Consider the following 25288-nt stretch of genomic DNA (forward strand, 5'->3'; position numbering starts at 1 on the left):
GGCGTGCCATGTTCATCACGTGGGCCGAGCCAGGCACGCCCCGTCTTGGTCAGACGAGCGAGCCTGACCGGCCTAGCGGAAAAAGAACCCGAAACGCACGCGCAACAACCGGCGAAGCGGCGAAGGGAGTGTAAGTGGCGCTTCGGAGAAAGCGCGAATAACGGCGTCCCGATCACCACGTGGGACGAGCCGACACGCCCCCGTCCACCGTCAGGTTGTGCCCCGTGATCCACGCCGCGAGCGGTGAGGCGAGGAACAGGCAGGCGTTCGCGACGTCGTCGGGCGTGCCGAGTCTGCCCAGCGGCGCGGCCTGGTGCCAGCGTCGGACGCCTTCCGGCCAGGCGTCGCCGAGTCCGGGGCGGTCGATCAGGCCGGGGGAGACGGCGTTGACGCGGATGCCTCGCGGGCCGTATTCGAGTGCGGCGGCGCGGGCGTGCATGACCAAGGCGGCCTTCGCGCTGCTGTAGTGCGCGTGTCCCGGGGCGGGTTGGGCCGCTTCGATCGAGGCGATGTGGACGATACTGCCGCCGTTCATCACTTCGGCCGCGGCTTGCGTGCACGAGAACGCGCTGGTGAGGTTCGCGTCGAGGACCGCGCGCCAGCTTTCCGCCGACATTCCGGGCAGGGGTTCGACAGGTTGCACACCGGCGTTGTTGACCAGGGTGTCCAGTTGCCCGGTCCAGGCCGCGGCGGCGGCCACGAGACGGTGGCATTCGCCGTCGTCGGTGAGGTCGGCGGCGAAGCTCTCGGCGGTGCCGCCCGCCTTCCGGATCCGCTCGGCGACGGCGAGCGCGGATGCCTCGTCGCGGTGGTAGTGCACGGCGACGGCGCTGCCGGCTTCCGCGAAACGCAGGGCGATGCCGCGGCCGATGCCGCCGCTGGCGCCGGTGACGAGGGTGGTGGTGCCGGTCAGGTCGAGCATCGAGATCCTTTCCGCAGCGTGAGCACGGCCGCGGCGACGACGAATACCAGGCCCGCGAGGACGTAGCAGTTTCCCAGCCATTGCTGGGCGGTCGTCCACGTCTGGCCCGGCCGGTCGAACGCGGGGAAGTACCGGAACGGCGCCGCGACGAAGATCGCGGCGGCGACCCCGGTGACGGTGAGCCAGACCACCGGACGCCGTCTGAGTGCCACATAGGCGGCGGTGGTGAACAGTGCCGGAGCGATCCACACCCAGTGATGCGACCACGACGTCGGCGAGATCAGCAGGGCGAACGTCGCGTTCAGCAGCAGCGCCGGCACGATCGCCGAGCGGTACATGGTCAGCGCCACCAGCACCAGCAGTGCACAGGTGAGCACGATCCACAGCGGTTTCGCCGAGTCGGCGCCGAATCGCGCCAGCACGGCCTGCAGGGTCTGGTTGGTGTGGAACGAGGTGCCGCTGATCCCGGACGCCCCGGCGAGCCCGCCGAACCAGTAGCGCGCGGAGGCTTCCGGCGCGACCGCGAACGCGACGGCCGATGCGGCCAGGAAGGTGCCCATCGCGGTCAGTGCGCCACGGAAGTCCTTGCGTATCAAGAAGAACAACAGGAACGCCATCGGCGTCAGCTTGATGGCGGCGGCGAGACCGACGCCGATGCCGCGGTAACGGCCCCGAGCCAGCAGACAGTCGGCCGCGACGAGGCCCATCAGCAGCAGGTTGATCTGGCCGAAGCCGAGCGTCTGGCGGACCGGTTCGAGGAAGAGTGCCGGAGTGATCGCCAGCGACGCGACGAGCATCGCCTTCCGCCGGTCCCCGGACGGCCACAGCGTGCGGGTGATCGCGTAGAAGGTGATCCCGAGTGCCCCCAGGCTGAGCGCGAACAGCAGGAGCACCGCGCCGGTCCACGGCACCAGCGCCAGCGGCGTGAGTATCAGCGCGGCGAACGGCGGATAGATGAACAGCAGCGGGATACCGGCATCGGAAAGCGGCAAGGCGCCGTAGAGGTCGCCGCCGTTCCACAGGGTGTCGACGCCGAACCGGTAGATCTCGAGGTCGCTGTGGGAATCGCCCGCTGTCGCCCAGGCCACGGCACACGCCAGCGCCAGTGCGGCGAACGCGCCGAGCGACCACCGGGCCCGACCGCGCGACTTGGTGGGAGACATCGCGTGGTGACCCTTCGGACGTGCGTCGATGATCTCGACTGTACCGGTCGGGCGAGAAGCGACTTCCGTCGGCAGTCAGCGCACCCGCATTGGTCTAGACTTTTCCTTCCCAGTGTGGTGAAAGGGACCGGACCATGCGCGGAACGACGGTGTTGCCCAGGACGCCCTGCCTGAAACCGAAGGCGGGGGAATTGCCACTCCATCGGCTGGAGGTCCGCGCGCCGGACGCCCTGCCGTTCACGGTCGGCACCTTCGACACGATAGGGCCGATGTCGCGGGCGGCGTTCCCGCATCGGCACACGTTCTACGAAATCGTCCACGTCACCGGCGGCACCGGCGACCACGTCATCGATTTCACGCGCTGGGAATTGGGGCCACCACAACTGGCGGTCATAACACCGGGGCAGGTGCATCATTGGGATGCCCGCGATCTCAGCGGATTCGTCGTGTTGTTCACCGACGATTTCCTGCTCGAACATCCGGCGGATCGTGAAACCCTGCGGCGGCTGAGCCAGCAGCCGTGGCGGCTCGACGAACGCGCGGCCGAGGAGACGGCCCGGCTGGTCGCGGAATTGGACGAGGAATTCCGTTGTGGCGGGCAGGGGACCGATTCGGTGCTGCGGGCCCTGATGCACGTGCTGATCGTGCGGGCGGGACGGCTTCCTGGATTGGCCGATCCGCGTCCGCCTGCCAGGGCTCAGGCGGTGGGCACGGAATTCGCCCGGTTGCTCGGGCGGCCCGACCTCGGGCTCTGGTCGGTCGGCGCGCTCGCGGAACGCATCGGCGTCACGCCGGGTTATCTGACCGACGCGGTGAAAACAGCGACCGGCCGGACGGCGGCACAACTGATGCGCGAGGCGAGGACACGGGAAGCGAAACGGTTCCTGCTCGGCACGGATCTCACCGTCCGGCAGGTCGCGAGCCGGGTCGGATTCGCGGATCCCGCGTATTTCTGCCGGTTCTTCCGGCGGGAAACGGGGCTGAGCCCCGGGGATTATCGCCGGACCGGTGACGCGGCCCCGGAGATTCACCACGACTGACCAAGTCAGTCCATCGTCCGCAGCTGATCTTCTCCATACCGTCGAGGGTGATTCCCGAAGCCCCCACGAGGAGCAGGTATGGACGAAGAGAACAAGCTCAGCCGAAAGACTGTGCTGAAGGCGGCACTGGCCGCCGGAGTCGCCGCCCCGGTCGCGTTGATCGGCGGCCCCGCGCTCGCGCGCACCACCGTCGCGAGCGGCCAGGCACCCGAGCTGACCCCGGCCTGTGACGACGGAGACGACCCGACCCCGCCGCAGACCGAAGGTCCTTACTTCAAGCCGAATTCCCCGCAGCGGACGTCGCTCGTCACGCCGAACACGCAAGGGACGAGGCTCACCGTCTCCGGCTACGTCTTCGGTCTCGGGTGCCTGCCGATCGCGCGGGTGCTGCTGGACTTCTGGCAGGCCGACGTCAACGGCGCCTACGACAACGTGGGGTACACCTTCCGCGGTCACCAGTTCACCAACGACCAGGGCGCGTTCTCGCTGAGCACGATCGTGCCCGGCCTGTACCCCGGTCGTACGCGGCACATCCACGTCAAGGTCCAGGCCCCCGGCAGGCCGGTGCTGACCACGCAGCTCTACTTCCCCAACGAGCCGCGCAACAACACCGACTCGATCTTCGACCCGCGGTTGCTGATGACCGTGCGGGACGCGCCTCCCGGCAGGCAGGCCGCGTTCGACTTCGTGCTGAACGTGCCGCAGACGTCGACCACCCGGCCGACCAGTACGACACAGACGACGCCGACGACGTCGACTTCGACCTCCAACCCGCCTGGCGGGACGACCTGGGCCGCAGGAACCGGCTATTCCGCGGGTACCCGGGTCACCTACAGCGGTCGCGGTTATGTGTGCTTGCAGGCGCACACGGCCCAGCCCGGCTGGGAGCCGCCGTCCACACCCGCGTTGTGGCGCGCGGAGTGACGGACAGCCGCTGCGGAGGGAGATAAACGCGGGTGGACTCCCGCCGCCGGGACCCACACCCCGGCGGCGGGGTCCACCCGCTTTTCGCGGGGGTGGGGTTTTCCTCACCCCGATTGGGAGCTTTACTACAGCGCGCCCGCCCCGGTCCGCGGACGATGATCGTCCTCGACATCGGAAGAAGGGCGAACGAGATGAAAGAGCACCGGAAACGACGGGGGAGACGGGCGTTGCTGGCCGCCGCCGTGGTGGTGGTGACGGGTGCGGTGCTCGCCCCCGTGGCGAGTCCGGCCTTCGCGGCCGAGACGGCCTGGCGAGACCCGGTGCGGTCGCTGCAACAGGCGGCGTATCCGCTGCGCTCGACCGAGCCGGGCCGGAACACGGCCGATCTGCGGGCCTTGGGCGGGATGATCGGTGGCGCGAAGGTGGTCGGCCTCGGCGAGGCCACACACGGCTCCCACGAGTTCTTCACCATGAAGGAACGGGTGTTCCGCTATCTCGTCGAGGAGAAGGGCTTCCGGGCCTTCGCGCTGGAGCTGAGCTGGTCCGCCGGCCTGGAGATCGACGAATACGTCCAGACCGGAAAGGGTGACGTCCGGGAGCTCGCGAAGCGGACGCTGGCCGGTTCTCCGTGGGATCGCGAGGAGTTCGTCGGCCTGATCCGGTGGATGCGCGACCACAACCGCGCACACCCCGGCCGGACCGTGCACTTCGTCGGGGACGATCTCGGTGCGCCTTCGGTGAACGACGCGTTCTTCGCCAGGATCACCGGCTACGTGCGGCAGCACCATCCCGCGCACTCCGCCGAGCTGGACCGGCTCTATACCGGTCTGCGCCCGATCGACGACGCTTTCGCCTACCTCCGCAAACCCCTCGGCGAACGGCAGCGGCTCGCCACCCAGGCGGAGCAGGCCTACGAGCTCGTCAAAGGCCTGACCGGAACGCCCGGCCACGACTGGGCCGGACAGCACGCCCGCTTCGTCGCGCAGACCGCGCGGTTCCTCGCCGTCGATCTCGCGGACCCGGAATCCCTGCCCGCCGCGCAGATCCTGCGCGACCGGGCGATGGCGGAGAACGTCGCCTGGTGGCACCGGAAGACCGGGCACAAGATCCTGCTCTCCGCCCACAACGGTCACGTCTCCTACGTCACCGACAACCCGAAGCTGTATCCGAAGACCCAAGGCGCCTTCCTGCGCGAAACAATGGGCCGGGCGTACCTGCCGATCGGGTTCAGCTTCGACCGGGGTTCGTTCCTGTCCAAGGACACCGCGGTCGGCGGTGAGTGGAAGCGCTTCTCCGTCCCCGCCGCGCCGCCCGGTTCGAACGAGCACACCCTGGACCAGGTCCGGTTCGAGGACTTCTACCTCGACGTACGCACCGCTCAGCCGCCCGCGCGTGCCTGGCTGGACGCCGCCCGGCCCACCCGCACCATCGGCACCCTGTTCCCCGTCGAGCCGGCCGACATCTCGCTCGGGCGCTCCTACGACGTCGTCATCCACCTGCACGACGTCCGTCAGGCCGATCTGAGAAGGTAGTGACGTCCCGCCCGTTTAGGGGTTTTTAACCCGGTTTGCCTGGCGGGCGACGGCGGATCTCGGTAGTAGTCGAAGTGTTCCGGCACTCCTTTTCCAGTACCCAGCGGAGGAAATCCCTGATGTTCAAACGGATGCTCAGCGCCTTCGGGGTCGGCGGCCCGTCCGTCGACACCGTGCTCGACTCGCCGCACGCCGTTCCCGGCGAGGTGATCACCGGCCAGGTCCGCATCCAGGGCGGTTCGAGCGACGCCCAGATCGAGGAGATCCTGCTTTCGCTGGTCACCAGGGTCGAGGTGGAACGCGGCGACCACGAGCGTGCCGGGACCGCGGAGTTCCTGCGGGTCAGCGCGGGCCGCAAGGTGAAGGTGACGGCGGGGCAGCTGACCACCATCCCGTTCCAGCTCGCCTTGCCGTGGGAGACGCCGATCAGCGCCGTCGGCGGACGGGAGCTGCCGGGCATGGTCGTCGGCGTGCGGACCGAGCTCGTCATCGCCGGCGCGCCGGACAAGGGCGACCTCGACCCGGTGCTGGTCGGCCCGCTGGAATCGCAGGACCGGGTGCTGGAGGCGTTCGGCGAGCTGGGCTTCTCCTTCCGCAGCGCCGACGTCGAAGCCGGGCAGCTGCACGGCGTCCGGCAGGAGCTCGGGTTCTTCCAGGAGATCGAGTTCTTCCCGCCGTCGCGTTACGCCGGCCGCGTCAGCCAGGTGGAGCTGACCTTCGTCGCCGGCCCTGACGACCTCGTCGTGGTGCTGGAAGCCGACCGGCGCGGTGGCATGTTCCGCTCCGGCGGAGACTCCTTCGGCCGCTTCCACGTCTCGCACGAGGAGGCCCTGCGCACCGACTGGACCGCGGCCATCGACGGCTGGCTGGCCAAGGTCGCCGAGTCCGGCGGCGGGCACGCCATGTTCGGCGGGCACCAGGAGCACTACGGCGACGAGTACGACCACCACGGGCATCACGGTCACCACGGCAGGCGTGGTCCCGGGATGGGCGGCATGGTCGCCGGTGCCGCGGCCGGGGTGGTCGGCGGCATGATCCTCGGCGAGGTGATGGAGGACGCCTTCGACGGCGGCGAGGGCTTCGAGGAGTGATCCGGCTGCCTGGGCGACACCGGCAGCGGTGTTGCCCAGGGGGTCACTTCGCGGTCAAGGGCGCCAGAGCGGCGTCGACCGCGTCGGTGAGGCGGCGCGGATCCGCCTCCGCCCTGGCCACCACGTGCAGGCCCTGCATGACGACGAGCAGGAGCCGCGCCTGCGCCCCGCAGTCGACGTCCGCGCGGACCTCGCCGGAACGTTGTGCGGCTTCGAGCCCTTGCTTGATGCCGGTTTCCAGCGCTTCGAATCCACTGTGGACGATCATTCCGGCGGCCTCGTCGGCGGGCAGCAGTTCGGCGGCGGTGTTGCCCAGCAGGCATCCGCGTCCCGGGGTCTCCCGCGCCGCTTCCAGGACGTTGAGCAGCAGCTCGCGCAGCTGTGCGAGAACCGGGCCTCCGGCGAGAGCGTCCGCCTGGTTCGCGGTGCCGACCGCGTAGTGTTCCAGCGCTCGCAGGAAAAGCGCGTGCTTGTCGCCATACGCGGCGTACAGACTTCCTGGCAGGACGCCGAGTTCCTCCTTGAGATCCCGCATCGACGTGGCCGAGTAACCCCGGCGCCAGAAGACGTCGAGCGCTCCTCCGATCACCTGGTCCTCGTCGAAGGATCGCGGCCTTCCCGTGCGTGGCATGGCCGCATCCTACGACTTCTTGACAGTGCGTTCAAGAAGGGTACCTTGACTTCTTGTTCAACTGTTCAAAAAGTCGTCCGAGGAGCTCGCATGGGTCGCTTCTTCCTGCACGTCAACGTTTCGCTCGACGGCTACATCGCCGACGCCGCGGGCGACATCGACTGGCGCTTCGCCGACGACGAGTTCCAGGCGCACATCGACGAGCTGCTGGAGTCGCTCGACGGCATGGCCTTCGGCCGCAAGGCCTACGAGGAACTCGCCGGCTATTGGCCGACCGCCGGGGACGAGGTCTCGGCCACGCAGCGGCGCAGGATGCACGAACTACCGAAGTACGTCCTGTCGCGCACGCTCCGGGCCACGACCTGGCATAACTCCCACCTGATCGAAGACGCTTCGGCGCTCGCCGGTCTCGAAGGTGACATCGCGCTCTTCGCCGGGGGAAGGGCCGCGACGTCCGCCGCCCGGCTCGGGCTGCTCGACGAAGTGCGGCTCGTGGTGAACCCGGTGCTCCTCGGCGGCGGGACGCGGCTGTTCGACGGTGAGTATGCGAAGACGGCGCTCACGCTCATCGATGAGCGCCGGTTCGCTTCGGGTGCGCTGTTGCTCACGTATTCCGTCGCGCGCTAGACGGCGACGCCGGGATCAGGTGTACCAGGTGGGTTCCGGAAGCTCGTTCAGCAGCGCGTAAGCACCGACTTCGCGGCGTTTGTAGGCCACGGGGTCGTGGAGCGAATGCGTGCGCAGATTCCGCCAGAAGCGGTCCAGGCCGAACTTCGTGGCGCTCGCGCGGGCGCCGGTCAGCTCGAAGACCTTGGTGCCGATTTCCAGTCCGGTATCGATCACCCGTTGTTTGGCGGCGGCGATGAGGACCGCGACCTCGCCGCGTGCCTCGGGCGTCAGCTCCTCGCGCGGCGCGTGCAGGACGGCCGAAATCGCCGCTCCGGCCTTGTCCACCAACGCTTCGGCCGCCCACAGCTTCGACTGGAGATCGCCGTAGCCTTCGAGGATGTACCACTCTTCACCGGCGGAAACCTTGTTGTCGCCGCCGTACGGCCACGCGCGGGTGTGCTCGCGTGTGTACGCCAGCGCGGTTTCCAACGCTCCCTGCGCGATACCGAGATAGAAGTTCGCGAACACCAGCTGGATCGCCGGGACGTTGAGCGTGTTGTAGGTCAGGGGCCGGAACTTCTTGTCGACGTAACCCGCGGCGCCGGCCCACGGGACGCGCACGCCGGTGATGGTGACGCTGCCCGATTCGGTGAGCCGCTGGCCGATGTTGTCCCAGTCGTCATGGAAGACGATACCGTCCTGTTCGGACGGAACGATGGCGAAGACGTGGTCCTCGGTGCCTTCGAGGACGCCTTCGAGCACCGTCAGATCGGAGACCTTGCCGCCGGTGGAGAACGACTTGTGTCCGTTGTAGACGATTTCGTCGCCGTCCTCGCTGATCTTCAGATCGGAATCGCGAGGGTTGACGGCGCCGCCGAAGAAGAAGTTGTTCCGCGTGTACAGCTCTTCCACCGCGGCGATCTGCTCGTCGGTCGCCACGAGCCGGGCGGCCCACGCCCAAAGGTAGTGGTAGCCGAGCAATTGGCCGATGGAGCCGTCGCCGCGCGCGACCTCGCGGGTCACGCGATAGGCGGTCTCCCAGCTCTGGCCGCCACCACCGTGCTCGACAGGGCCGAGCAGCGTCACCAAGCCGGAATCCTTCAGCAGCTGGACTTCCGCGTACGGTGTCTCGTTCTTCCGGTCGCGCTCGGCCGCGTTCGCCGCGAGTTCGGCGGCGACGTCTTTCGCGGCCGCCAGCCATTCACTGGCCGATCGGATCCGGTTCTCGGTCGTGGTCATGCTGGATTCCGTTCTGTGCGAGGGTGAACGGGAATTCCGGGCAGGGCGGAGTGCCCGGAATTCCCGGGTGTTTCTCGGAAAGAGAGCGCGGAAACTGATTCAGGCCGTACAGCGGATGTCGTCCATGCGTCCGAGTAGAGCAGTGGCGCTACGGGGTGTCAACGAACGTCCGCGCTCTGAGACCGGGCCCCTCGCGATCAGAACCAGTGCAGGCAGTGCGGGGGCCGTTCGGCGCGGAAGAGGGCGTCGGCGAGCGCCGCCGCGTCCGCGCGATGGGCCTTGATGCGCCCGGCCCTCACGAGCGTGCTCGGGACGGTGCCGCCGAGGTAGATCGAGCCCAGGTCGCTCACGTCCAAGGACAGGTCGGGTTCGGCGTCCGTCGGTACGCAGTCCGCCTCGCCGCCCCGAATGGCGAGCAGGTAGCGGCCGTGCTCGCCGAGGGCGGGGTCATCGACGTCGAAGACGAGTTCACCGTCGGTGGACCAGCCGCGGGCGGTGAGCGCGCGAGGGAGGTCCAGCAGCCGTACCCAGAGCCAGTCCATGTCGCTGCCGGCCTCGCCGGCGCGGAAATCCTCGAGCTGCCACAGCAGCGGATGGTCGGGCGGGCAGTGCTTGAACACGACCTCGGTGATCAGGTCGTGCCCGAGCACGAACCGCGCCAGGGCCGTGGACACGTCGTCGTCGACGGCGATGGTCTCGTCGACGGTCAAGGTGCTGGGCTCGGTGAGGAAATAGGAGGCGTAGCCGTCCGGGACACCGTCGGCATCGCGGTGCACGGCGATGTACCGCGATGCCCGGGAGATCGGCGGCTGTCCGGCCCCCGCGGACCACCAGCGGGCTGGACGGGACAGTGCGCCGGGCCGGGCGCGGCGGTACCGGTCGTAGATCTCTTCCAGCATCTCGCCGCATTCGGTGCGGCGCAGCACCTCGATCGAGCCGCCGTCCGCGTGGGGGACGGCGAAGGCGGCCTGATGGCGCCGCACCGTCATATGCCGGGTGTAGGTCGCCGGTCCGTAGCCGAACCGGCGGTAGATCAGAGCCTCCGACGCCAGCAGTACGGAGAGGAACTCGCCCCGCTCCCGGAATTCGGCGAGCTGATGCCGCATCATCGCGCTGAGCACGCCTCGCCGCCGGTGCGAGGGCAGGACGCCGACGGCGGTCACCCCGGAGACCGGGATGATGACCTCGCCGGGCAGGGTGAGCTCGAAGGAATACGCGGCGGCCGTGCCGACGGGCCGCCCGTCCGCCGTCTCGGCGAGCAGGCCGCGGTCCATCTCGAGAGCGGACCAGGTCTCGGCGGAGGTATCCGGGAACCGGGCGAACGCGGTGAACATGGTGTCGACGAAGACGGCGCGGTCCTCTTCGGTCGTGGAGCGGATCTTCATGAGCACAGTGCATGGGGGTTCCCTGGCGGCGTCAAGCGATTTGTGGTGACGCGCGGACTACCTAATGATCTTCGGCGCATACTCAAAGATCGTCCCCGGCCGTCATGGAAATAAATAGGTAGCCCGCGCGAACTTTCGTCGGTTCCTGGCTTCCCTTGGCACGACACAGAATCAGCGCGTTCGTCCCCACTGACGCGGCCGGGATCCGGCCGCAGAAATGAGTCGGAACATGCGACTGCGCTCCCTTGTCCTGCTGGCAGGCACCGCCTTCATGGCGCTGCTCGGCTCGACCGCCCCCGCCGCGACCGCCGCCGAGCCCTCTGGCGTGCAGCCGATGATCATCGGTGGCCAGTACGCGCAGAGCGGCCCCTGGGCGGCCCGGCTGTTCGTGAACGGCCAGCAGAACTGCAGCGCGACGATCATCGCGCCGCAGTACATCCTCACCGCCAAGCACTGTGTCGCGAGCAGCGGCAGCTACACCTTCCGGATCGGCAGCCTCGACCAGCAGAGCGGCGGCACCATGGCCACCGCGGCGAGCATCACCCGCCACTCCGGCGCGGACCTCGCCATCGTCCGGCTGACCAGTTCGGTCAACGCCACCTACGCGCCGCTCGGCACCACGAGCAACGTCGCGGTCGGCCAGAACGTCCAGGTCTACGGCTGGGGCGCGACCAGCCAGTGCGGTTCGGAGATCAACTGCCAGTCCCGTTACCTGAAGGTCGCCACCGTCCGGGTGAACTCGGTCAACTGCAGTGACTACAACGGCGGGGTCGCGGTCTGCGCGAACCGCGTCGACGGCATCACCGCCGGCGGCGACTCCGGTGGCCCGATGTTCTCCGGCGGCCGCCAGGTCGGCGTCGCCTCGACCAGTGACCGGTCGAACAACACCGCCTACACCAACATCACCCGGTACCGCAGCTGGATCCAGCAGATCGCCGGCGTCTGACCGGTTCTCGTGAGTGGTGGGGACGGTCGGCTTCGACCGTCCCCGCCACTCACACTCCCGCTACCTGCAATTTGTCAATTGACACTCAACCCGGAGCCGCTCGACGCGATAATGTGGCAGTCGGCGCCGGTGGGCAGGCGCCGCGGACCTTGGGAGGGGGCCGATGGCGCGACCGACGCAGGCTCTCGACCGCACGATCGTCGTGGTGGACGTCGTGGGATTCACCGCCCCGGACCGGAACAGCCTCGACAAACTCGCCGTGCACCAAGGCATGTACGAAGTGCTGAAGACCGCCTTCGCCGAAAGCAATGTCGATTTCGATTCCTGCGCGCACGAAGATCGCGGCGACGGCGTGCTGGTCCTGCTTCCGACAGGAACGACCAAAGGCCTGATCCCCGACCTGCTGCCGGATCGCCTCGCGGTCGCCCTCCGCCGGTACAACCACACGCGGACACCGCAAGCGCAGATGCGGCTGCGGGTGAGCCTCAACGCCGGTGAGGTGCTGTACGACGGGAAAGGGTGGGTCGGCGACGCGATCGACACCGCGTTCCGCATTCTGGACGCGCCACTGGCGAAGGAAGCGTTCGCGAAATCCGATCGGATGATCGCGTTCATCTCGTCGGAGCGGTTTTTCACCGACGTCATCGAAAAGGACCCGGGCCTGTTGCCCGAGTTGTACCGATCGATACCCGTCTTGGTGAAGACTTTCACCGGAATGGCTTATTTACGGTTGCACGGTGACGTCGCGACGGCCGCCGCCGAAGACAGGGCCGGCCTGGACAACGCGGTTCTGGAATTGATCCCCCGCAAGGATTTGGCGGACCTGCGCCGGCAGTTGACCCGGATGGAGGTACCGCATCTGCCGGTCATGATGAGCAGGGCACTCGGCCCCGCGGTCCCGTTGCCCCGGCTGGAGGGCATCACCGACGCCTGGGCCGCCTTTCACCTGCTCACCGACTACAACGCCGGCCCGGACGGCGTCCCGCCCGCCCTCGCGTTCCTGCGCCTGCTCGCGGAAAACGTGGCGGGTGAACCGGGCGCCGAGATCGCGGGCCGGGTCACCGACCTGGCACGATCGTTGCGACTCGTTCCCGCGCTCGCTCATCAGCGGGCCGGCAAGCCCATTCCGGAACGACCCCCTTTGCATTTGATGATCATGCTCGATCCGGTCACCGCCGATCCGTCGCGGTGCACGCTCGCGTTCTGGAGACAGGACGATCCGGAGATCTGGCCGCCGGCGCTCGGTGGAGTGCGGGAAATCGGAATAGACGAGGTCGAGTTCAGGGTCGATGACGTCATCCTGGAGACTGAGAGTGTCTGGTCGGGGCAGAGCATGTCCGCGTCGGTGGAATTCCTCCTGCCGAGGACGTTGATCAATTTGCCGGTGCAGCGGTGGGCGAAGGAACATGGCACCGGCCATCCGCAGCCGTTGCGCTACGGGTACCGGCTCGGAATACGGTCGCTGGAGAGGATGCGGGCGAAGCATTGGCATCGCGCTTGGAACTATCGCTGGGATTCGATGGTGGAGCACCCCGCCGCCGACCGGTTGCACTATTCCGGATACGCGGAGGATCACCCGATCGACGCCATATTGAGCGACGACCACTGGGTCGGCCTGGTATTGGCGAAACCTCCGTCGCCCCAAGCGGAACGGGGTGCGGTGCCGGACGAACTGACGACCGCCCTCCGCAGTGGCCTTCCGGTGGTGCTCTGGCATCCGGACGCGGAACCGGAGAACCTGCGCGAGTTGCTCGACTGGGTATTGGCCGCGGAGAGCGGTTTCAACGAGCTGCCGGATCGCCGCAAACTGGCGAATTCCGGGGCGGCCGTACCGTTCAAGAATTCTCTGGCTCACGATCTGGTGGTAATGTGGGACGACCCGAAACGTGTGATCGTTCTGGACCAGCCGTTGACCCCGACTCGACTGTAAGGGGATGCCGCGGATGAGCGGGAACGATCAGGACGTGGCCGCGGACGGCCGGACGTCGCAGCTCGATGCACCCGATTGGTGGATTTATCGGGGGACCGGAAGGCCCATTCACGACATCGATCTCGCGCAATTGCTGCCCGCGCCACCGCCGTGGCGGTCGTATCGCGGGGATCCGCCGCCGGAGCACGACGTGCCCCCGCCGGACGACGGTGAGGCGGAACGCCGGCTGGGCACCGCGTTCACGCTTTCGGAGCAAGATGTCGACGCGAGCGAACTGAACATGGTGAACGCCGCCCTCTATCTGCGGCGCCCCTTGCTGGTCACGGGTAATCCGGGAACGGGGAAGTCGAGCCTCGCCTATCGGATCGCCAGGGAATTGGGGCTCGGCAGGGTGCTGCGCTGGGCGATCACCAGCCACACCGCGCTGAGTTCCGGGCTGTACGGCTATGACGCGATCGGCCGGGTCCAGGCCGCGGCGACCAGTCAGGCGCAGCGCGGCGGCGAGGCCGAGGAGCCGCCGATCGGCGATTTCGTGCGGCTCGGCCCGCTGGGCACCGCTTTCCTTCCCGGCAAACTGCCGCGGGTGCTGCTGATCGACGAGCTGGACAAATCCGAGGCGGATCTGCCCAACGATCTCCTGTCGATCTTCGAGGACGGCGAATTCTCCATCGAGGAATTGGCGCGCGTGCGCAACCGGCATCCCGAGGTCACCGTGCACACCGCGGATCCGCAGCGTACCGCCGTGGTCCGTGACGGCCGGATCGCCTGCCACGCTTTCCCGGTCGTCATCATGACCAGCAACGGGGAGCGGGAGTTCCCGCCCGCGTTCCTGCGTCGTTGTCTGCAGTTGCGGATCGAGAATCCGGACCACGACCAGCTGGCGGCGATCGTGGCGAGCCATCTGGTCGGTGAGAACGGCGAGCACCGGGACAGGCTCATCCGCGATTTCGCCGAACGGAGCAAGGCGGAAGGTGGTCTCCCGACCGACAGGCTGCTCGACGCCGTTTATCTGGCGACGTCGGGTGCGTACCAGCCGGATCAGGAGGCATGGCCGCGGCTGGTGGACGCTCTCTGGCAACGACTGACGGTGCGGTGACATGGAGGGGCCGGGCGGTGTGTCCGACTCGCGTTCCGCCTCGGTGGCGGAGCAGCGGAAGGCCGGTCTGCCCCAGGGGGTCGGGCGGGTCGAATTCGAGGACCTGAACTGGACCGACTTCGCGGACATCGTGTGGCTGGCCGCGGCCATCACGCCGCTGCGGGCCGACGACGGATCCGCTCCGCCCGACGAACCGGAGCCGGAGCGCACGCGGATCCGCAACGCGCCCTCCGAACGCGGGGAGATCCCGGAACTTCCCGAGAGTAAATTGTCCCGGATCACCGAAGTCCCGGTGCCGGACGAGGAAGCCGCCCCTTCGGTCGAGATCGAGGCCGTAGCCGGTGAGCTGCCCGAACCCGCGGTGGACGGCACGGGGCCCGGGGGAGTCGTGGTCCTCGAGTCACTCGCGTACTTCCGCGCACTGAGAACCTTGAAACGGGAGACGGTCTCGCGGCGACACAACAATGTGGTCCTGGACGAAGTGGCGACCGCCGTCCGTGCCGCGGAGACCGGACGGTGGTGGCCTGTCACCCGGTCGCGGAAAGAGCGCTGGCTGGATCTGACCCTCGTCCTCGACAACGGTCCGTCGATGGCCTTGTGGCGGCCGCGGGTGTCCGCCTTTGTCGAAGTACTCCGGCAAGTGGGTGCTTTCCGAACCATTCAGGTCAGGCTGTTGGAAACCGCGAAGGACAACGAGGAGGATTTCGTTCTTCGGGGTGGCACGCCGGGCGCACCCGCCCGCGACCCGAACGAGATCCTCGATTCGTCGGGACGGCGCGCGGTATTGCTGCTGACCGACGGTGTCGGGGACGCCTGGCAGAAGAAGGACGCGCTGTACCCGATCTTGGCGCGGTGGGGCCGGACGATGCCGGTGAGCATCGTGCATCTGCTCCCGCAGTGGCTGTGGGGCCGATGCGGGATGAACCCCCACAAGGCCCGGCTGAGAGTCCCGAACGCGTTGGCGCCCAACAGTCGCTGGGTGTGCGATCTCGCGGACGCGTGGCTCGAACCCGGCTCCGAGGTGCCCGATCACCTCGTCCCGGTGCCGGTGCTGGAACTGCGTCCACGGTCGCTGGGCTGGTGGGCCGGGTTGATGACCGGCGAAAACGCCGGCGCCGTCGAAGGGACGGTCCTGTTCGCCTCGGAACGGATCTCCCAGTCCGATTCCACCGACCGGCCGGTAACTTTGTCACCCGCCGAAAGAGTGCACAGATTCCGCAGTGTTGCGTCGCCGCCGGCGCTACGCTTGGCGCAGTTACTCGCGGCGGTACCGGTCCGTCTCGACGTGGCGAAGCTGGTGGGACAGCGGTTCGTGCCGGAAGCGGGATTGGAGCACCTCCTCGAACTTTTACTTTCGGGGATGATGTACGCTCCCGCACTCAGGGAGGGCAAGTCCACTTGGGACACAGACGGGGTCTTCGCTTTTCCCGAGGCAGTCCGGGAATTGCTGCTCAGCGGCGCGCGGCGGTCGGAAACGGCCAAGGTCGTCCGAGTGGCCGCCACTCATTTCGGTGACCGGATCAGGTATTTGGGTCACCTCCGAGATGCCATCGCCGACCCGAACAGCACGCCGGACCCAGACCTCACCCGCGAGTCCCCGGCCGATGTGGAGCTAGAAAGCGCGCTGATGCGCGCCCTTTCCGGCCCCTATCTGTCCCGTGCCGACCGGCTACAGAACGCGGTACGACACCAAGTCGTCGTCGCACCCCTACCTGGACCAAATAAAAAGACTGTGAGCCCAATAATGCCTGAGACGGTCGAACGTCCGCCTGCCTCAACGTCAGTGTCACAGGGACGCTCGCCCTATCTCAGTGAGACCGAAGCGAACGAGCCGACGACCCGGATGGTGCATCCTTCGGCGGCGGAAACCTCCCGGCACTTCCCGGACCGGCTGGCCGACGACCCGCCGCTGGTCTTCGGGAACGTTCCCCCGCGCAACCCGAACTTCACCGGTCGCGACGAATTGCTTGACCAGCTCACCAAGCGGTTGAGCAGTGGTACCACCGCCGTGCTCCCGTCGGCACTGCACGGTCTCGGCGGTATCGGGAAGACCCAGATGGCCGCCGAGTACATCTATCGGCATCTGCAGGATTACGACCTCGTCTGGTGGATCGACGCCGCGCACACCACGCAGATCCGAGCCGGTCTCACCGAACTCGCGGGGATCCTCGGTCTCCAGGGCGCGACCGAGGCCAGTGTCGCGGTCCCGGCGGTCATCGAGGCGCTCCGGACCGGACGGCCGTTCCGCCGCTGGCTGCTGGTCTTCGACGCCGCGGAAAGCCCGGATACGGTGCTGCCGTTCTTCCCGCGCAACGGACCCGGCGAAATCCTGATCACCTCGCGGAACTCCGATTGGGCGGGTATCGCGCGCCCGCTGGAGCTGGCGGTGTTCAAACGCGAGGAAAGCGTCGAACTGCTCGGCCGCCGCGGCCCGGAGATCGACCCGGCCGACGCCGAGGAACTCGCCGAAAAGCTCGGCGACCTGCCCTTGGCCGTCGAGCAGGCGGCGGCCTGGCGTGCGGTGACCGGGATGCCGGTGCAGGAGTATCTGCGCCTGTTCGACGAGTCGGTCGAGGAAATCCTCGACACCGCTTCGGCGCCCGACAACGAGGTTTCCGTGGCCGCGGCGTGGAACGTGTCGTTCGAGGAACTGAAGACCCGCAACCCGGCGGCTCACCAAATCCTCCACATCTGCGCTTTCTTCTCCCCGGAGCCCATTTCGCGTGACCTGCTCACCGGGGTCAACCGGGTGTCGATCTCCCCGGAACTCGACGCGGCACTGCGTGATCCGATCAAGCTCGCCCGCGCCATCCGCGACATCAACCGGTACGGCCTCGCGAAGATCGACCACGGCAACAACACCCTCCAGCTGCACCGCCTTGTCCAGCTGGTCCTGCGCAATCGCGTGATGGCCCGGCAGGTCCACGCGCGAATGCAGCATGGCGCTCATCAGTTGCTCGCCGCGCTGGACCCGAACGACCCCGAGTCGAGCAGGCACTGGTCGCGCTACCGGGAGCTGCTTCCGCACGCCTACGCGGCGAACATCCTGGGCTGCGACGACGACTGGCCGCGTCAGCTCTACATCAACCTGATGCGCTATCTGTTCGAGTACGGCGACCACGAAGAGGCGGCCCGGCTCGGTCTCGAAGCGCGGAAGCAGTTCACCGAAGCCCTCGGCCCCACGCACCCGCAGACACTCGAGGTCTCGTCGAGGCTGGGGCTCTACCTGTGGGCGATCGGCCGGTATTCCGAAGCCGCGGAGCTCAACCAGCGGACCCTCGCGCTACGCCTCCAGATATCCGGCGAAGAGAACGAGGAAACCTTCGCGCTTCAACGGAACATCACGATCGATCTCCGGGCGCAGGGCGACTTCGCGGCGGCGACCAAACTGAGCGAAGAGATCTATCACAAGGCCAAACGGATGTTCGGCGAAGACGACCCGGAGACGCTCTACGCCGCGTATCAGCACGCGATCAGCCTCCGGCTGGCCGGGCGCTACCGAGAGGCCGTGGAACTGGACCGGGACACCCTCCGCCGGCGGATCGAGGTCCTCGGCCGCGATCACGTCCGCACCTTCAGCGTCAACAGCGCGTTGATCGTGGACCTGCGTGAAGCGGGCGAGTACGGCCAGGCCCGGATTCAGCAGGAGAGGGTGACGGAGAACTTCATCGCCCGGTTCGGCGCCGACCAATTGGACTCGACGGTCAACAAGCTCCTGCTTTCGGTGACCAGGCGGAAGGACGGCGACCACCCCGGGGCGTTCGGCTTGTCCGAAGAAGCCATCCAACGGTTCCGGCTCGTCTACGGCGATTCCCATGCCACGACGATGGCCTGCGCTCTCGCCCATTCGATCGATCTTCGCCACTCGGGTGAGCTGGCCGCGGCGAAGAAGCTCGGCGAGGAGACGTTCGAGCAGTACCGGAGCGGCCTCGGCGAGCATCATCCGCACACCCTCGCGGCCAACGTCGACCTGGCCGTGACGTTGCGGCTGCTGGGCGACCCCGCGGCCGCTCGCGTCCTCGACGAGCGGGCGCTCGAGCAGTTCCGTGTCACCATCGGCCCGGACCATCCCTATGCCGTCGTCGCCACGATCAACCTGGCGAGTGACCTGTCGGCGGTGGGTGAGCTCGACAGGGCGGTCGAATTGGGACGAGACGCGATCGAGCGTGGCATACAGGTGCTCGGCGAGGAGCATCCCACGGTCCTGGCGGCGTCCTTCAACCTCGGGCTGGATCTGGCCGCGCTCGGCCGGGCGGAAGAGGCCGCACCGTTCCGCGACCCGATCCTGGTGCGGTACCGCCGGATCCTGGGCGAGGCCCACCCGGGAACGCAGGCGGCCGGTCGCGGCGCCCGTGCCGACTGTGACATCGACCCGATCCTGATGTGAGTCAGTCCGGTACGAGTTGCCCGATCCAGGAGGCGAGCTGTTCCACGGCCGGTGGCCGGGGACCGGATCGCAGGCGCCGATGGACCGCGCGGACGAGTTCGGGACGGTGCAGCAAGGCGCGGGCGGCGGGATGCGGGCCTCGGGCGGAGAGCGCGAGGCCCAGCCCGACCAACGAGTTCGGCCGGTCCGGATCCGCGGCGAGTTCCCGACGGTAGGACTGGGCGGCTCCGAGGAAATCGCCGGCGGCGTAAGCGAAATCCGCGGCGGTGGCACCGGGCACCGTCGGTGCCCGTCCGTCCGGCGACAGCGCCGTGCCGCCGACGGCGAGCCGGATCAGATCCGTTCTGGCGGGAGACCAGCCACCGTCCGGCACCGGCGTCGGGGGAAGGTCGGCCGCGTCCAAGGTGGCGGGAGGCCTCGGTCTCCCGCTGAGCCACGCGGCCGCCACTTCGGCGACCACGGCGGGAGCCGGACGGAGGTGACGGGCGCGCCAGCCCGCGACGTGATCGCCGCGGACGGCGGCGGCGAGCTCGCTCGCTTCCGCCGATACGGGCTCGTCCTGCCAGGGCCCGAGGCATTCGGCGATGTTGTCGAGGAAACGGCGGCCGGCGGCGGTCAGGGTCGCGTCCGCGCGCAGCACCCGCAGGGTGCACCAGGTCTGCGCACGCCAGTACGCGAACTCGAATTCGGAGCGCCGCGGGTTCTGCCCGGCACGAGCCAGCGCGCGCCAGAAGGCCGCGACCCCGAAAAAGGCGTAGACCCCTTGCAGCGCACCGCTCAACGGGCGCGGATCATCACGCCAGGCCACGTAGATCCGCTCCCGAGGGTCGGGCTCGTACAGCTCGACGAGGTGCAACAGGCCGCCGAGCACAATGTGCTGGAATTCGTGGATCAGCGTTTCGGCGAGGGACGCGCCGTCGGTCGGCAGTCCGAGGACCGCACTGCCGAACGCTTCCCCGGTCGACGCGCTCGGATTCCGGAAGAGCACCTGGGGTTTCGGAACCAGCGACACCAATCCCACCGGCATGACGCGGGCCAAACCGGGCAGATGGGTGGCGACCAGACGGCAGGCTTCGTCGATCAGCCGTTGCCAATCGGCCAAGTCCTTGCCCGGCAGCCGTTCCGGCGGGATCGGTTCGTAGAGCCCGCGATAGGGATCGAGGTCGTCCAGCCGTAACGAGAACCGGTGCGCGCCGACCTGACTCCGTACCCGCCGGATGCCCCACCAGCCGGCGGCATCGGCCTCGGGCAGGTCCGGCAAGTGCACCGTCGCGTCGGCGCTCGACACGGAGTACCGGCCGTTCACGCCGCGCACGACAGCCGAAGTGAACGTCCCCTCGCCGGGAAACCTGGCCATCCCGAGTGAAGGGAGCATGGCGTCGCCGTGCCAGGCGGGAATGACGGTTTCGAAGTCGAGTTCCGCCCGGATCGCCGCGGCCGCGGCGATCGCGTGTGCGTGTCCCAGGTGCATCCACAAAGGACCGACGCCGTCGATTCCGTTGCGCAGCAGACGAGTCGTATAACCCGCCCAGCTGCCGGTGTACGGATTGGTGAGCATCCGGTTCACCGCACGGGGTGCTCGTGCTTCGGCACGGGCGAGGAGTTCCCATGCGGAATCCAACGACGGTAAGGGACCGGAATGGCCAGGTGTCTTCGTGGCCTCGGTCAGCAGCGCGTGAATCAGCAGTTTGCGCCTGCTCCGCTCCGCTCGGCGCAGGCGCCGAGCCATGTCCTCGTCACCGTCGAGGCGCGAAAGTGCGTCGAAGTCTCGCCACGGCAGACGGTGGAACGCGGGGCGGGACCCTGCCGATGGCGGCATCAGTCGATCCGCTCGCCACCCGCACTACCGGCGCTTCTGTAGCGTGCGCGGACGAGAGTGGTGCGTTCGACGACATGGCGCGCTGATCGCCGGAAGGCTTCACCGTCCAACTCTCGTAACGCGGTGAACGAGACCGCGTCGAGATCGATCAACGCCGATTCGATGTCCGGTTCGGTGCTTGCCGAGAAAGAACTCATCGTGCCGATTCCCTCCACCCCGTGAAACGGTTGCGAGAGTTGAACCTCGACAAGGATAGCCGAGATTTCGGGTTCGCTCAGGCCCCATCCGCAGGTGGTGGCCGTCCGGCGGCCAATTCCCGTAGTGCGCGAGGACGGGTGATGGTGACGCGCTGGCGGGCGGTGTGCACCACCCCCAGCCGCCGGAGTTCTTCGAGCCCCCGGATCAGGGTGCTGCGCGAGACTCGCGCGAAGCCCGCCAATTCCCCTTGGTTGAAGCGAAGATCGACCTGCTTCCCGTCCGTCCAGTCGGCTGAGTGCTGCAGCGCCAGTTCCAGGAGGACCGCGGCGAGGCGTTGCGGGAAGTCCGGTCCGCCGGATTCGAGACGCAGCCTGTCGGACTGCTGCAGCCTCATCGCCGCGTTGCGGAACATTTCCTCCGCGATCCGCGGCTGCGCGCGCAGCACGCCGAGGAATTTCTCTCTCGGCACGACGAGCGTGTGCACCTCGTCTATCGCCGACATCGTGGCGGACCGGGGAAGTCCGCTGATCGGGGCCAGTTCGCCCACGATTTCCGCGGGTCCGCGGGCGGCGAGCGGGGCGTCCTCGCCGCGATAGTTGGTGGCGCTGATCTTCACCCAGCCGTGCAGGACGACGAACATGCTGGTGGGCGGACTGCCCTGGAGGGCGAGGATCTGGCCCGGCCGCCACACTTTCAGGTGGCCCGCGCGCCGGAGGGCGGACTGCTCCGCCGGGGTCAGCCGTCGCCAGGTTCCGAGCCCCCCGTGCTCATCCGCGGCGGAACCGGTCATCGTGGCTCTCCGGTCCCCCGGAAGTCGGACTCGCGCAGTGTTCTTTCGCGCTGTGTTCCATTTGACGCATCAGCCGCTCCCCCGATTCGCCAGCATGGTCAGTGGGCAGAAAGACCCGGAAGTTTCGAACCGCAACCGGTAATTGTGCCAGGCAAGAGGTGACTTCACCAGGCCTCGGGCCGGCGACGGGGGAGGGGCATCATGCGCAGTGCCGAAAGTGTCATGGGACGGCCGAAGGATCACCGTCACCTGCCGGCCGAGGAGAATCCGCGGACGCCCAAGGCGTTCGGCCGAAGACCGGCCTTCTTCGCGCCGCACCCGCCACTGATGTCCGGCGGGTGGTATCAGGGCGCCGATCACGAGGTTCTCGGGCCGGGGCGGTACCCGGTTCCCCGTCCGACGGCCAAATCGGTGAAGGCGGCGTTGTTGTGGGCTCTTTTCCTGGGCCCGTTGGGGTTTTGTTACCTGTCGCCCGTCGGCGGGCTCATCGCGACCGCGGTTTCGGTCACGGCGATCACTTTCGGGGGCGCCCCGCTGGTGGCCGTGATCTGGCCGGTCGTCATGGTGCTTTCGCTGGTGACCTTGTCCCGGTGGCCGGGCGACGACACGAGATGACGTCCGGCCGGTTCCGGCCGGGTGAACCGGGTGGGGGCCGTTCGAGGGGGGCGGCCCCCGCCACGGGTCATTCGCGAAAGGGAGGTTCAGGTCCTGCCCGATGCGGGCGCCTTGCGAGGCGAGCGCCAGGTTTGGTCAGCCGGCGGTCGCTCTATTGAGGGATAGGGCAAAGGCGCCGAGTCGGGTGGTGGGTCCGTGAAGGCCTCCTTGCCTACCTTGAGGGTAGGAAGGGGGCCTTCACGGATGGGGCCGGTCATCATCCGAAAGTCGCGTCCTGTTGCTCCGATCATGCAGCCCCGGGGTGGAACCCTTGAACCCGTCCGGCACCTATGCTTCTATCTGCTCGATAGTCGCAGCAAAGGTGCAGTTTCGAGCACCTTCGGGCGGGTTCAACGCAATTCCTGGAGGGCTCCGTGCGCCGTCGTACCCTGCTGAAGGCCGCTGGTGCGGCATCCGCCTTCACGTTGCTCCCGGCGAGCGTCCGAGAGGCGCTCGCCGCCGAAGCACCGACGGGCGGGCTCGACGTCATCGAGCACGTCGTGGTGTTCATGCAGGAGAACCGGTCGTTCGACCACTATCTGGGGACGCTGCGCGGCGTGCGGGGCTTCAATGATCCGGCCGCGATCAAGCTGCCTTCGGGTGCTTCGGTGTTCCAGCAGCCCGACGGCGCGGGCACCTTGCTGCCGTACGCGATCGACGACCAGTTCATGGCCGACGTCGACCACAGCTGGTCCGGCGGGCACCGGGCGTGGAACAACGGCAGGCACGACGCGTGGCGCGCGGCCAAGGGCGTTCGCTCGCTGACCTATCACACGCGTTCGGCATTGCGGTTCTATCACGAGCTGGCCGACGCCTTCACCGTCTGCGACGCCTACCACTGCTCCGAAATGGGGCCCACCAACCCGAACCGGATGTACCTGTTCACCGGCAAACTCGGCTTCGAGCCGGACGGCACCACCCGCGCCATCGGCAACAACGCCTGGCAGAACCCCGGGCACACCGGCTACACCTGGAAGACCTACGCCGAACGTCTCCAGGCCGCGGGCCGCAGCTGGCGGGTGTATCAGGAATGGGACAACTACGGCGACAACTCGCTCGACTATTTCAGCAGCTTCCTGGCCGTCGGTACCAAGGCGCTGTCGAAGGTGAAGGACTCCGCCGGAAAAGCCTTCCCGAAGCTGGAGTACTTCTACTACGCACTGGATTCGGCTTCGGCCGCCGAACGGACCCGGCTGCTCGACGGGCTGGCCGCCGGCGTCGCGACCCTGACCGCGTCCGAGCGTGCCCTGTACGACCGCGGGCTGGCCCGGGTCGCGCCGAAGCAGTTGCCGAGTGCCTTCAAAGCCGATGTCGACGCGGGCAGGCTGCCGTCGGTGTCGTGGATCGTCGCGCCGGAATCGCAGACCGAACATCCTGCGTGGGGGCCCAACACCGGGGCCGATCTGGTCAAGTCGATCCTGGACACGATCGCCTCCAAACCCGAGGTGTGGAACAAGACGCTGTTCCTGCTGACCTACGACGAAGACGGCGGCTTCTTCGACCACATGCCGCCGCCCGCGCCGCCCGCCTCCGACGCGGAGGGCAAGAGTTCCGTCGCCACGACCGACGAATTCGTCTCCGGTGAGCCGATCGGGCTGGGCGTCCGGGTGCCGATGTTCGTCATCTCGCCGTGGAGCCGCGGCGGGAAGGTGTGCTCGGAGGTCTTCGACCACACCTCGGTGCTGCGGTTCCTGGAACGGTGGTGTGGCGTCGCCGAACCGAACATCTCGCCGTGGCGGCGCACCGTCTGCGGCGATCTGACGTCGGCGCTGGACACCACCGCTCCGAGCGCGACCTATCCGGCGCTGACCAGGCCGGTGCCGACGAGCGGGCCGTGGAACACCCAGCCGCAACCGCCTTCCGTGCAGAAACTTCCCGTGTCGGAGACCGGCGTCCGCCCGGCGAGGCCGTTGCCCTACCAGCTCACGGCCTCGGGGCGAGTGACGGCCGAACGGTTCTGGATCGACTTCGCCAGCACCGGGGCGGCGGGCGCGCATTTCTACGTGTACGCCAACGCACACCGGACCGACGGGCCGTGGCGCTACACCGTCGCCGCGAACGCGACGCTCTCGGACTATTGGCAGGTGGGTTCCCCGGACGGCGCGTACGACCTCACCGCGCACGGCCCCAACGGTTTCGTCCGGCGGTTCGCGGGCAACCGGATCACCGCGACCACCGGCGGCAAACCGAATCCGGAAGTCGTGCTGCGACAGGGTTCCGGTGTCGTGTACCTGAAGATGACGAACGCGGGCGCCGCGTGCGAGCTCACTGTGCGCGCCGGCAACCGGGGAGGCGGACCGTGGACGTACTCGGTCGCTTCCGGGGCGACGGTCGAGGACTGGTTCAGCACCGAAGGCGGCATGAGTGGTTGGTACGACCTGACCGTTCAGGGGCCGGATGGCTTCCTTCGCCGCTTCGCGGGCCATGCCGAGACCGGCGCCGAAACCATCAGCGACCCGGTCATGGGTTCCGGGCCGCTCGCCGCCACCGTCCGCTCGGCCGACAGCCAGGAGACCGTGGGCGAATCCGGTGCCGCCACGAACGCCGTCGACGGTGATCCCGCCACCCATTGGCACACCAAATGGTCCGGCGGGGAAGACCCGCTGCCGCACGAACTGCACCTCGACCTGGGCGCCACCCGCACCGTCACAGGCCTGGCGTACTTGCCGCGCCAGGACGGTTCGGACCACGGCCGTGTCGGCGGCTACGAGGTCTACCTGAGCACGGACGGTTCGGGGTGGGGAAGTCCTGTCGCCACCGGCACTTTCCCCGACGACGCGGCCCGGAAGACGCTTCGGCTCTGGCCGGCCCGGGCCCGCTATGTGCGGTTCCGCGCCCTCACCGAAGCCGGCGGTCGCGGCCCGTGGACGTCGGCGGCGGAAGTCACCCCGCTCGGCTGGACGTGAAGGGTGCTCCGCCGCTAAGCGGTGGA

At 68.1% G+C, this 25288-nt stretch carries 19 protein-coding genes; 11 read left to right on the forward strand and 8 right to left on the reverse strand.

The window, feature by feature from the left end:
• Positions 1 to 172: 172 nt before the first annotated feature.
• Together ACIHAO_RS18100 and ACIHAO_RS18105 are read right to left on the reverse strand one after the other, a co-directional pair.
• Complete coding sequence (locus tag ACIHAO_RS18100; protein ID WP_396559142.1) at positions 173 to 922, reverse strand: SDR family NAD(P)-dependent oxidoreductase; 750 nt, start codon at positions 920 to 922, stop codon at positions 173 to 175.
• The gene (locus ACIHAO_RS18105) at positions 910 to 2085 is read right to left on the reverse strand and encodes a glycosyltransferase 87 family protein (RefSeq protein WP_396559144.1); all 1176 of its coding nucleotides are present in this window, start codon (positions 2083 to 2085) and stop codon (positions 910 to 912) included. Before ACIHAO_RS18105 ends, ACIHAO_RS18100 begins: the two co-directional genes overlap by 13 nt.
• 134 nt (positions 2086 to 2219) lie before the next feature.
• Here ACIHAO_RS18105 and ACIHAO_RS18110 point away from each other — a divergent pair, with 134 nt between their 5' ends.
• The 4 genes from ACIHAO_RS18110 to ACIHAO_RS18125 all read left to right on the forward strand — a co-directional run bounded on the left by ACIHAO_RS18110 (position 2220) and on the right by ACIHAO_RS18125 (position 6672).
• Positions 2220 to 3125 carry an AraC family transcriptional regulator gene (locus tag ACIHAO_RS18110; RefSeq protein ID WP_125796251.1) on the forward strand — a complete coding sequence of 302 codons (906 nt, stop codon included), beginning with the start codon at positions 2220 to 2222 and terminating at the stop codon, positions 3123 to 3125.
• A gap of 78 nt (positions 3126 to 3203) precedes the next feature.
• Positions 3204 to 4049, forward strand: a complete 846-nt coding sequence (locus tag ACIHAO_RS18115) for a carbohydrate-binding protein (RefSeq protein ID WP_396559147.1) — start codon at positions 3204 to 3206, stop codon at positions 4047 to 4049.
• A gap of 191 nt (positions 4050 to 4240) precedes the next feature.
• Positions 4241 to 5581, forward strand: coding sequence for an erythromycin esterase family protein (locus ACIHAO_RS18120; protein WP_396559149.1), 1341 nt, complete (start codon positions 4241 to 4243; stop codon positions 5579 to 5581).
• 119 nt (positions 5582 to 5700) lie between these two features.
• Positions 5701 to 6672 carry a sporulation protein gene (locus tag ACIHAO_RS18125; protein ID WP_396559151.1) on the forward strand — a complete coding sequence of 324 codons (972 nt, stop codon included), beginning with the start codon at positions 5701 to 5703 and terminating at the stop codon, positions 6670 to 6672.
• A 43-nt stretch (positions 6673 to 6715) separates the two neighbouring features.
• Here ACIHAO_RS18125 and ACIHAO_RS18130 read toward each other — a convergent pair whose 3' ends face one another.
• The gene (locus ACIHAO_RS18130; RefSeq protein ID WP_396559153.1) at positions 6716 to 7303 is read right to left on the reverse strand and encodes a TetR/AcrR family transcriptional regulator; all 588 of its coding nucleotides are present in this window, start codon (positions 7301 to 7303) and stop codon (positions 6716 to 6718) included.
• 90 nt (positions 7304 to 7393) lie between these two features.
• Here ACIHAO_RS18130 and ACIHAO_RS18135 point away from each other — a divergent pair, with 90 nt between their 5' ends.
• Entirely contained in the window at positions 7394 to 7930 is a 537-nt protein-coding gene (locus tag ACIHAO_RS18135; protein WP_396559155.1) for a dihydrofolate reductase family protein, read from the forward strand.
• Between the two features lie 15 nt (positions 7931 to 7945).
• On the opposite strand, the gene ACIHAO_RS18140 is transcribed toward ACIHAO_RS18135, so the two are convergent.
• Both ACIHAO_RS18140 and ACIHAO_RS18145 read right to left on the reverse strand, forming a co-directional pair.
• The gene (locus ACIHAO_RS18140; protein WP_396559157.1) at positions 7946 to 9151 is read right to left on the reverse strand and encodes an acyl-CoA dehydrogenase family protein; all 1206 of its coding nucleotides are present in this window, start codon (positions 9149 to 9151) and stop codon (positions 7946 to 7948) included.
• Positions 9152 to 9348: 197 nt separating this feature from the next.
• Positions 9349 to 10536: a GNAT family N-acetyltransferase gene (locus ACIHAO_RS18145; RefSeq protein WP_396559159.1), complete on the reverse strand. Its 1188-nt coding sequence runs from the start codon at positions 10534 to 10536 to the stop codon at positions 9349 to 9351.
• A gap of 229 nt (positions 10537 to 10765) precedes the next feature.
• Here ACIHAO_RS18145 and ACIHAO_RS18150 point away from each other — a divergent pair, with 229 nt between their 5' ends.
• The 4 genes from ACIHAO_RS18150 (at position 10766) to fxsT (ending at position 18895) form a co-directional block, all read left to right on the forward strand.
• Complete coding sequence (locus ACIHAO_RS18150) at positions 10766 to 11482, forward strand: S1 family peptidase (protein WP_396559161.1); 717 nt, start codon at positions 10766 to 10768, stop codon at positions 11480 to 11482.
• A gap of 163 nt (positions 11483 to 11645) precedes the next feature.
• Entirely contained in the window at positions 11646 to 13412 is a 1767-nt protein-coding gene (locus ACIHAO_RS18155; protein ID WP_396559163.1) for a hypothetical protein, read from the forward strand.
• A 13-nt stretch (positions 13413 to 13425) separates the two neighbouring features.
• A complete protein-coding gene (locus ACIHAO_RS18160; RefSeq protein WP_396559165.1) occupies positions 13426 to 14508 on the forward strand; it encodes an AAA family ATPase in 1083 nt (360 codons plus the stop codon).
• 1 nt (position 14509) lies between these two features.
• Positions 14510 to 18895: an FxSxx-COOH system tetratricopeptide repeat protein gene (gene fxsT, locus ACIHAO_RS18165; protein ID WP_396559167.1), complete on the forward strand. Its 4386-nt coding sequence runs from the start codon at positions 14510 to 14512 to the stop codon at positions 18893 to 18895.
• Between the two features lies 1 nt (position 18896).
• Here the strand turns inward: fxsT and ACIHAO_RS18170 are convergent, their stop codons facing one another.
• Genes ACIHAO_RS18170 through ACIHAO_RS18180 form a run of 3 tightly spaced genes read right to left on the reverse strand, consistent with a single transcriptional unit; the run spans position 18897 to position 21702 of the window.
• A complete protein-coding gene (locus tag ACIHAO_RS18170) occupies positions 18897 to 20714 on the reverse strand; it encodes an aKG-HExxH-type peptide beta-hydroxylase (protein ID WP_396559169.1) in 1818 nt (605 codons plus the stop codon).
• Positions 20714 to 20929 (reverse strand): hypothetical protein, encoded by a 216-nt coding sequence (locus ACIHAO_RS18175; protein ID WP_396559171.1) that lies wholly within the window; start codon positions 20927 to 20929, stop codon positions 20714 to 20716. Before ACIHAO_RS18175 ends, ACIHAO_RS18170 begins: the two co-directional genes overlap by 1 nt.
• Positions 20930 to 20988: 59 nt before the next feature.
• Positions 20989 to 21702: a Crp/Fnr family transcriptional regulator gene (locus ACIHAO_RS18180; RefSeq protein WP_396559173.1), complete on the reverse strand. Its 714-nt coding sequence runs from the start codon at positions 21700 to 21702 to the stop codon at positions 20989 to 20991.
• A gap of 201 nt (positions 21703 to 21903) precedes the next feature.
• Between ACIHAO_RS18180 and ACIHAO_RS18185 the strand changes: the two genes are divergently transcribed.
• Positions 21904 to 22317 (forward strand): hypothetical protein, encoded by a 414-nt coding sequence (locus ACIHAO_RS18185; RefSeq protein WP_396559175.1) that lies wholly within the window; start codon positions 21904 to 21906, stop codon positions 22315 to 22317.
• Positions 22318 to 22730: 413 nt separating this feature from the next.
• Complete coding sequence (locus tag ACIHAO_RS18190) at positions 22731 to 25262, forward strand: phosphocholine-specific phospholipase C (protein ID WP_396559177.1); 2532 nt, start codon at positions 22731 to 22733, stop codon at positions 25260 to 25262.
• Positions 25263 to 25288: the final 26 nt, after the last annotated feature.

Origin of the sequence: Amycolatopsis sp. NPDC052450 (assembly GCF_044547565.1) — a bacterium.
Classification (GTDB): Bacteria; Actinomycetota; Actinomycetes; order Mycobacteriales; family Pseudonocardiaceae; genus Amycolatopsis.

What these genes read in the sequence shown, in the direction of transcription:
- ACIHAO_RS18100 (WP_396559142.1), bottom strand. Translation starts at nt 922, where the DNA reads ATGCTCGACCTGACCGGCACCACCACCCTCGTCACCGGCGCCAGCGGC.
- ACIHAO_RS18105 (WP_396559144.1), bottom strand. Translation starts at nt 2,085, where the DNA reads ATGTCTCCCACCAAGTCGCGCGGTCGGGCCCGGTGGTCGCTCGGCGCG.
- ACIHAO_RS18110 (WP_125796251.1), top strand. Translation starts at nt 2,220, where the DNA reads ATGCGCGGAACGACGGTGTTGCCCAGGACGCCCTGCCTGAAACCGAAG.
- ACIHAO_RS18115 (WP_396559147.1), top strand. Translation starts at nt 3,204, where the DNA reads ATGGACGAAGAGAACAAGCTCAGCCGAAAGACTGTGCTGAAGGCGGCA.
- ACIHAO_RS18120 (WP_396559149.1), top strand. Translation starts at nt 4,241, where the DNA reads ATGAAAGAGCACCGGAAACGACGGGGGAGACGGGCGTTGCTGGCCGCC.
- ACIHAO_RS18125 (WP_396559151.1), top strand. Translation starts at nt 5,701, where the DNA reads ATGTTCAAACGGATGCTCAGCGCCTTCGGGGTCGGCGGCCCGTCCGTC.
- ACIHAO_RS18130 (WP_396559153.1), bottom strand. Translation starts at nt 7,303, where the DNA reads ATGCCACGCACGGGAAGGCCGCGATCCTTCGACGAGGACCAGGTGATC.
- ACIHAO_RS18135 (WP_396559155.1), top strand. Translation starts at nt 7,394, where the DNA reads ATGGGTCGCTTCTTCCTGCACGTCAACGTTTCGCTCGACGGCTACATC.
- ACIHAO_RS18140 (WP_396559157.1), bottom strand. Translation starts at nt 9,151, where the DNA reads ATGACCACGACCGAGAACCGGATCCGATCGGCCAGTGAATGGCTGGCG.
- ACIHAO_RS18145 (WP_396559159.1), bottom strand. Translation starts at nt 10,536, where the DNA reads ATGAAGATCCGCTCCACGACCGAAGAGGACCGCGCCGTCTTCGTCGAC.
- ACIHAO_RS18150 (WP_396559161.1), top strand. Translation starts at nt 10,766, where the DNA reads ATGCGACTGCGCTCCCTTGTCCTGCTGGCAGGCACCGCCTTCATGGCG.
- ACIHAO_RS18155 (WP_396559163.1), top strand. Translation starts at nt 11,646, where the DNA reads ATGGCGCGACCGACGCAGGCTCTCGACCGCACGATCGTCGTGGTGGAC.
- ACIHAO_RS18160 (WP_396559165.1), top strand. Translation starts at nt 13,426, where the DNA reads ATGAGCGGGAACGATCAGGACGTGGCCGCGGACGGCCGGACGTCGCAG.
- fxsT (WP_396559167.1), top strand. Translation starts at nt 14,510, where the DNA reads ATGGAGGGGCCGGGCGGTGTGTCCGACTCGCGTTCCGCCTCGGTGGCG.
- ACIHAO_RS18170 (WP_396559169.1), bottom strand. Translation starts at nt 20,714, where the DNA reads ATGCCGCCATCGGCAGGGTCCCGCCCCGCGTTCCACCGTCTGCCGTGG.
- ACIHAO_RS18180 (WP_396559173.1), bottom strand. Translation starts at nt 21,702, where the DNA reads ATGACCGGTTCCGCCGCGGATGAGCACGGGGGGCTCGGAACCTGGCGA.
- ACIHAO_RS18185 (WP_396559175.1), top strand. Translation starts at nt 21,904, where the DNA reads ATGCGCAGTGCCGAAAGTGTCATGGGACGGCCGAAGGATCACCGTCAC.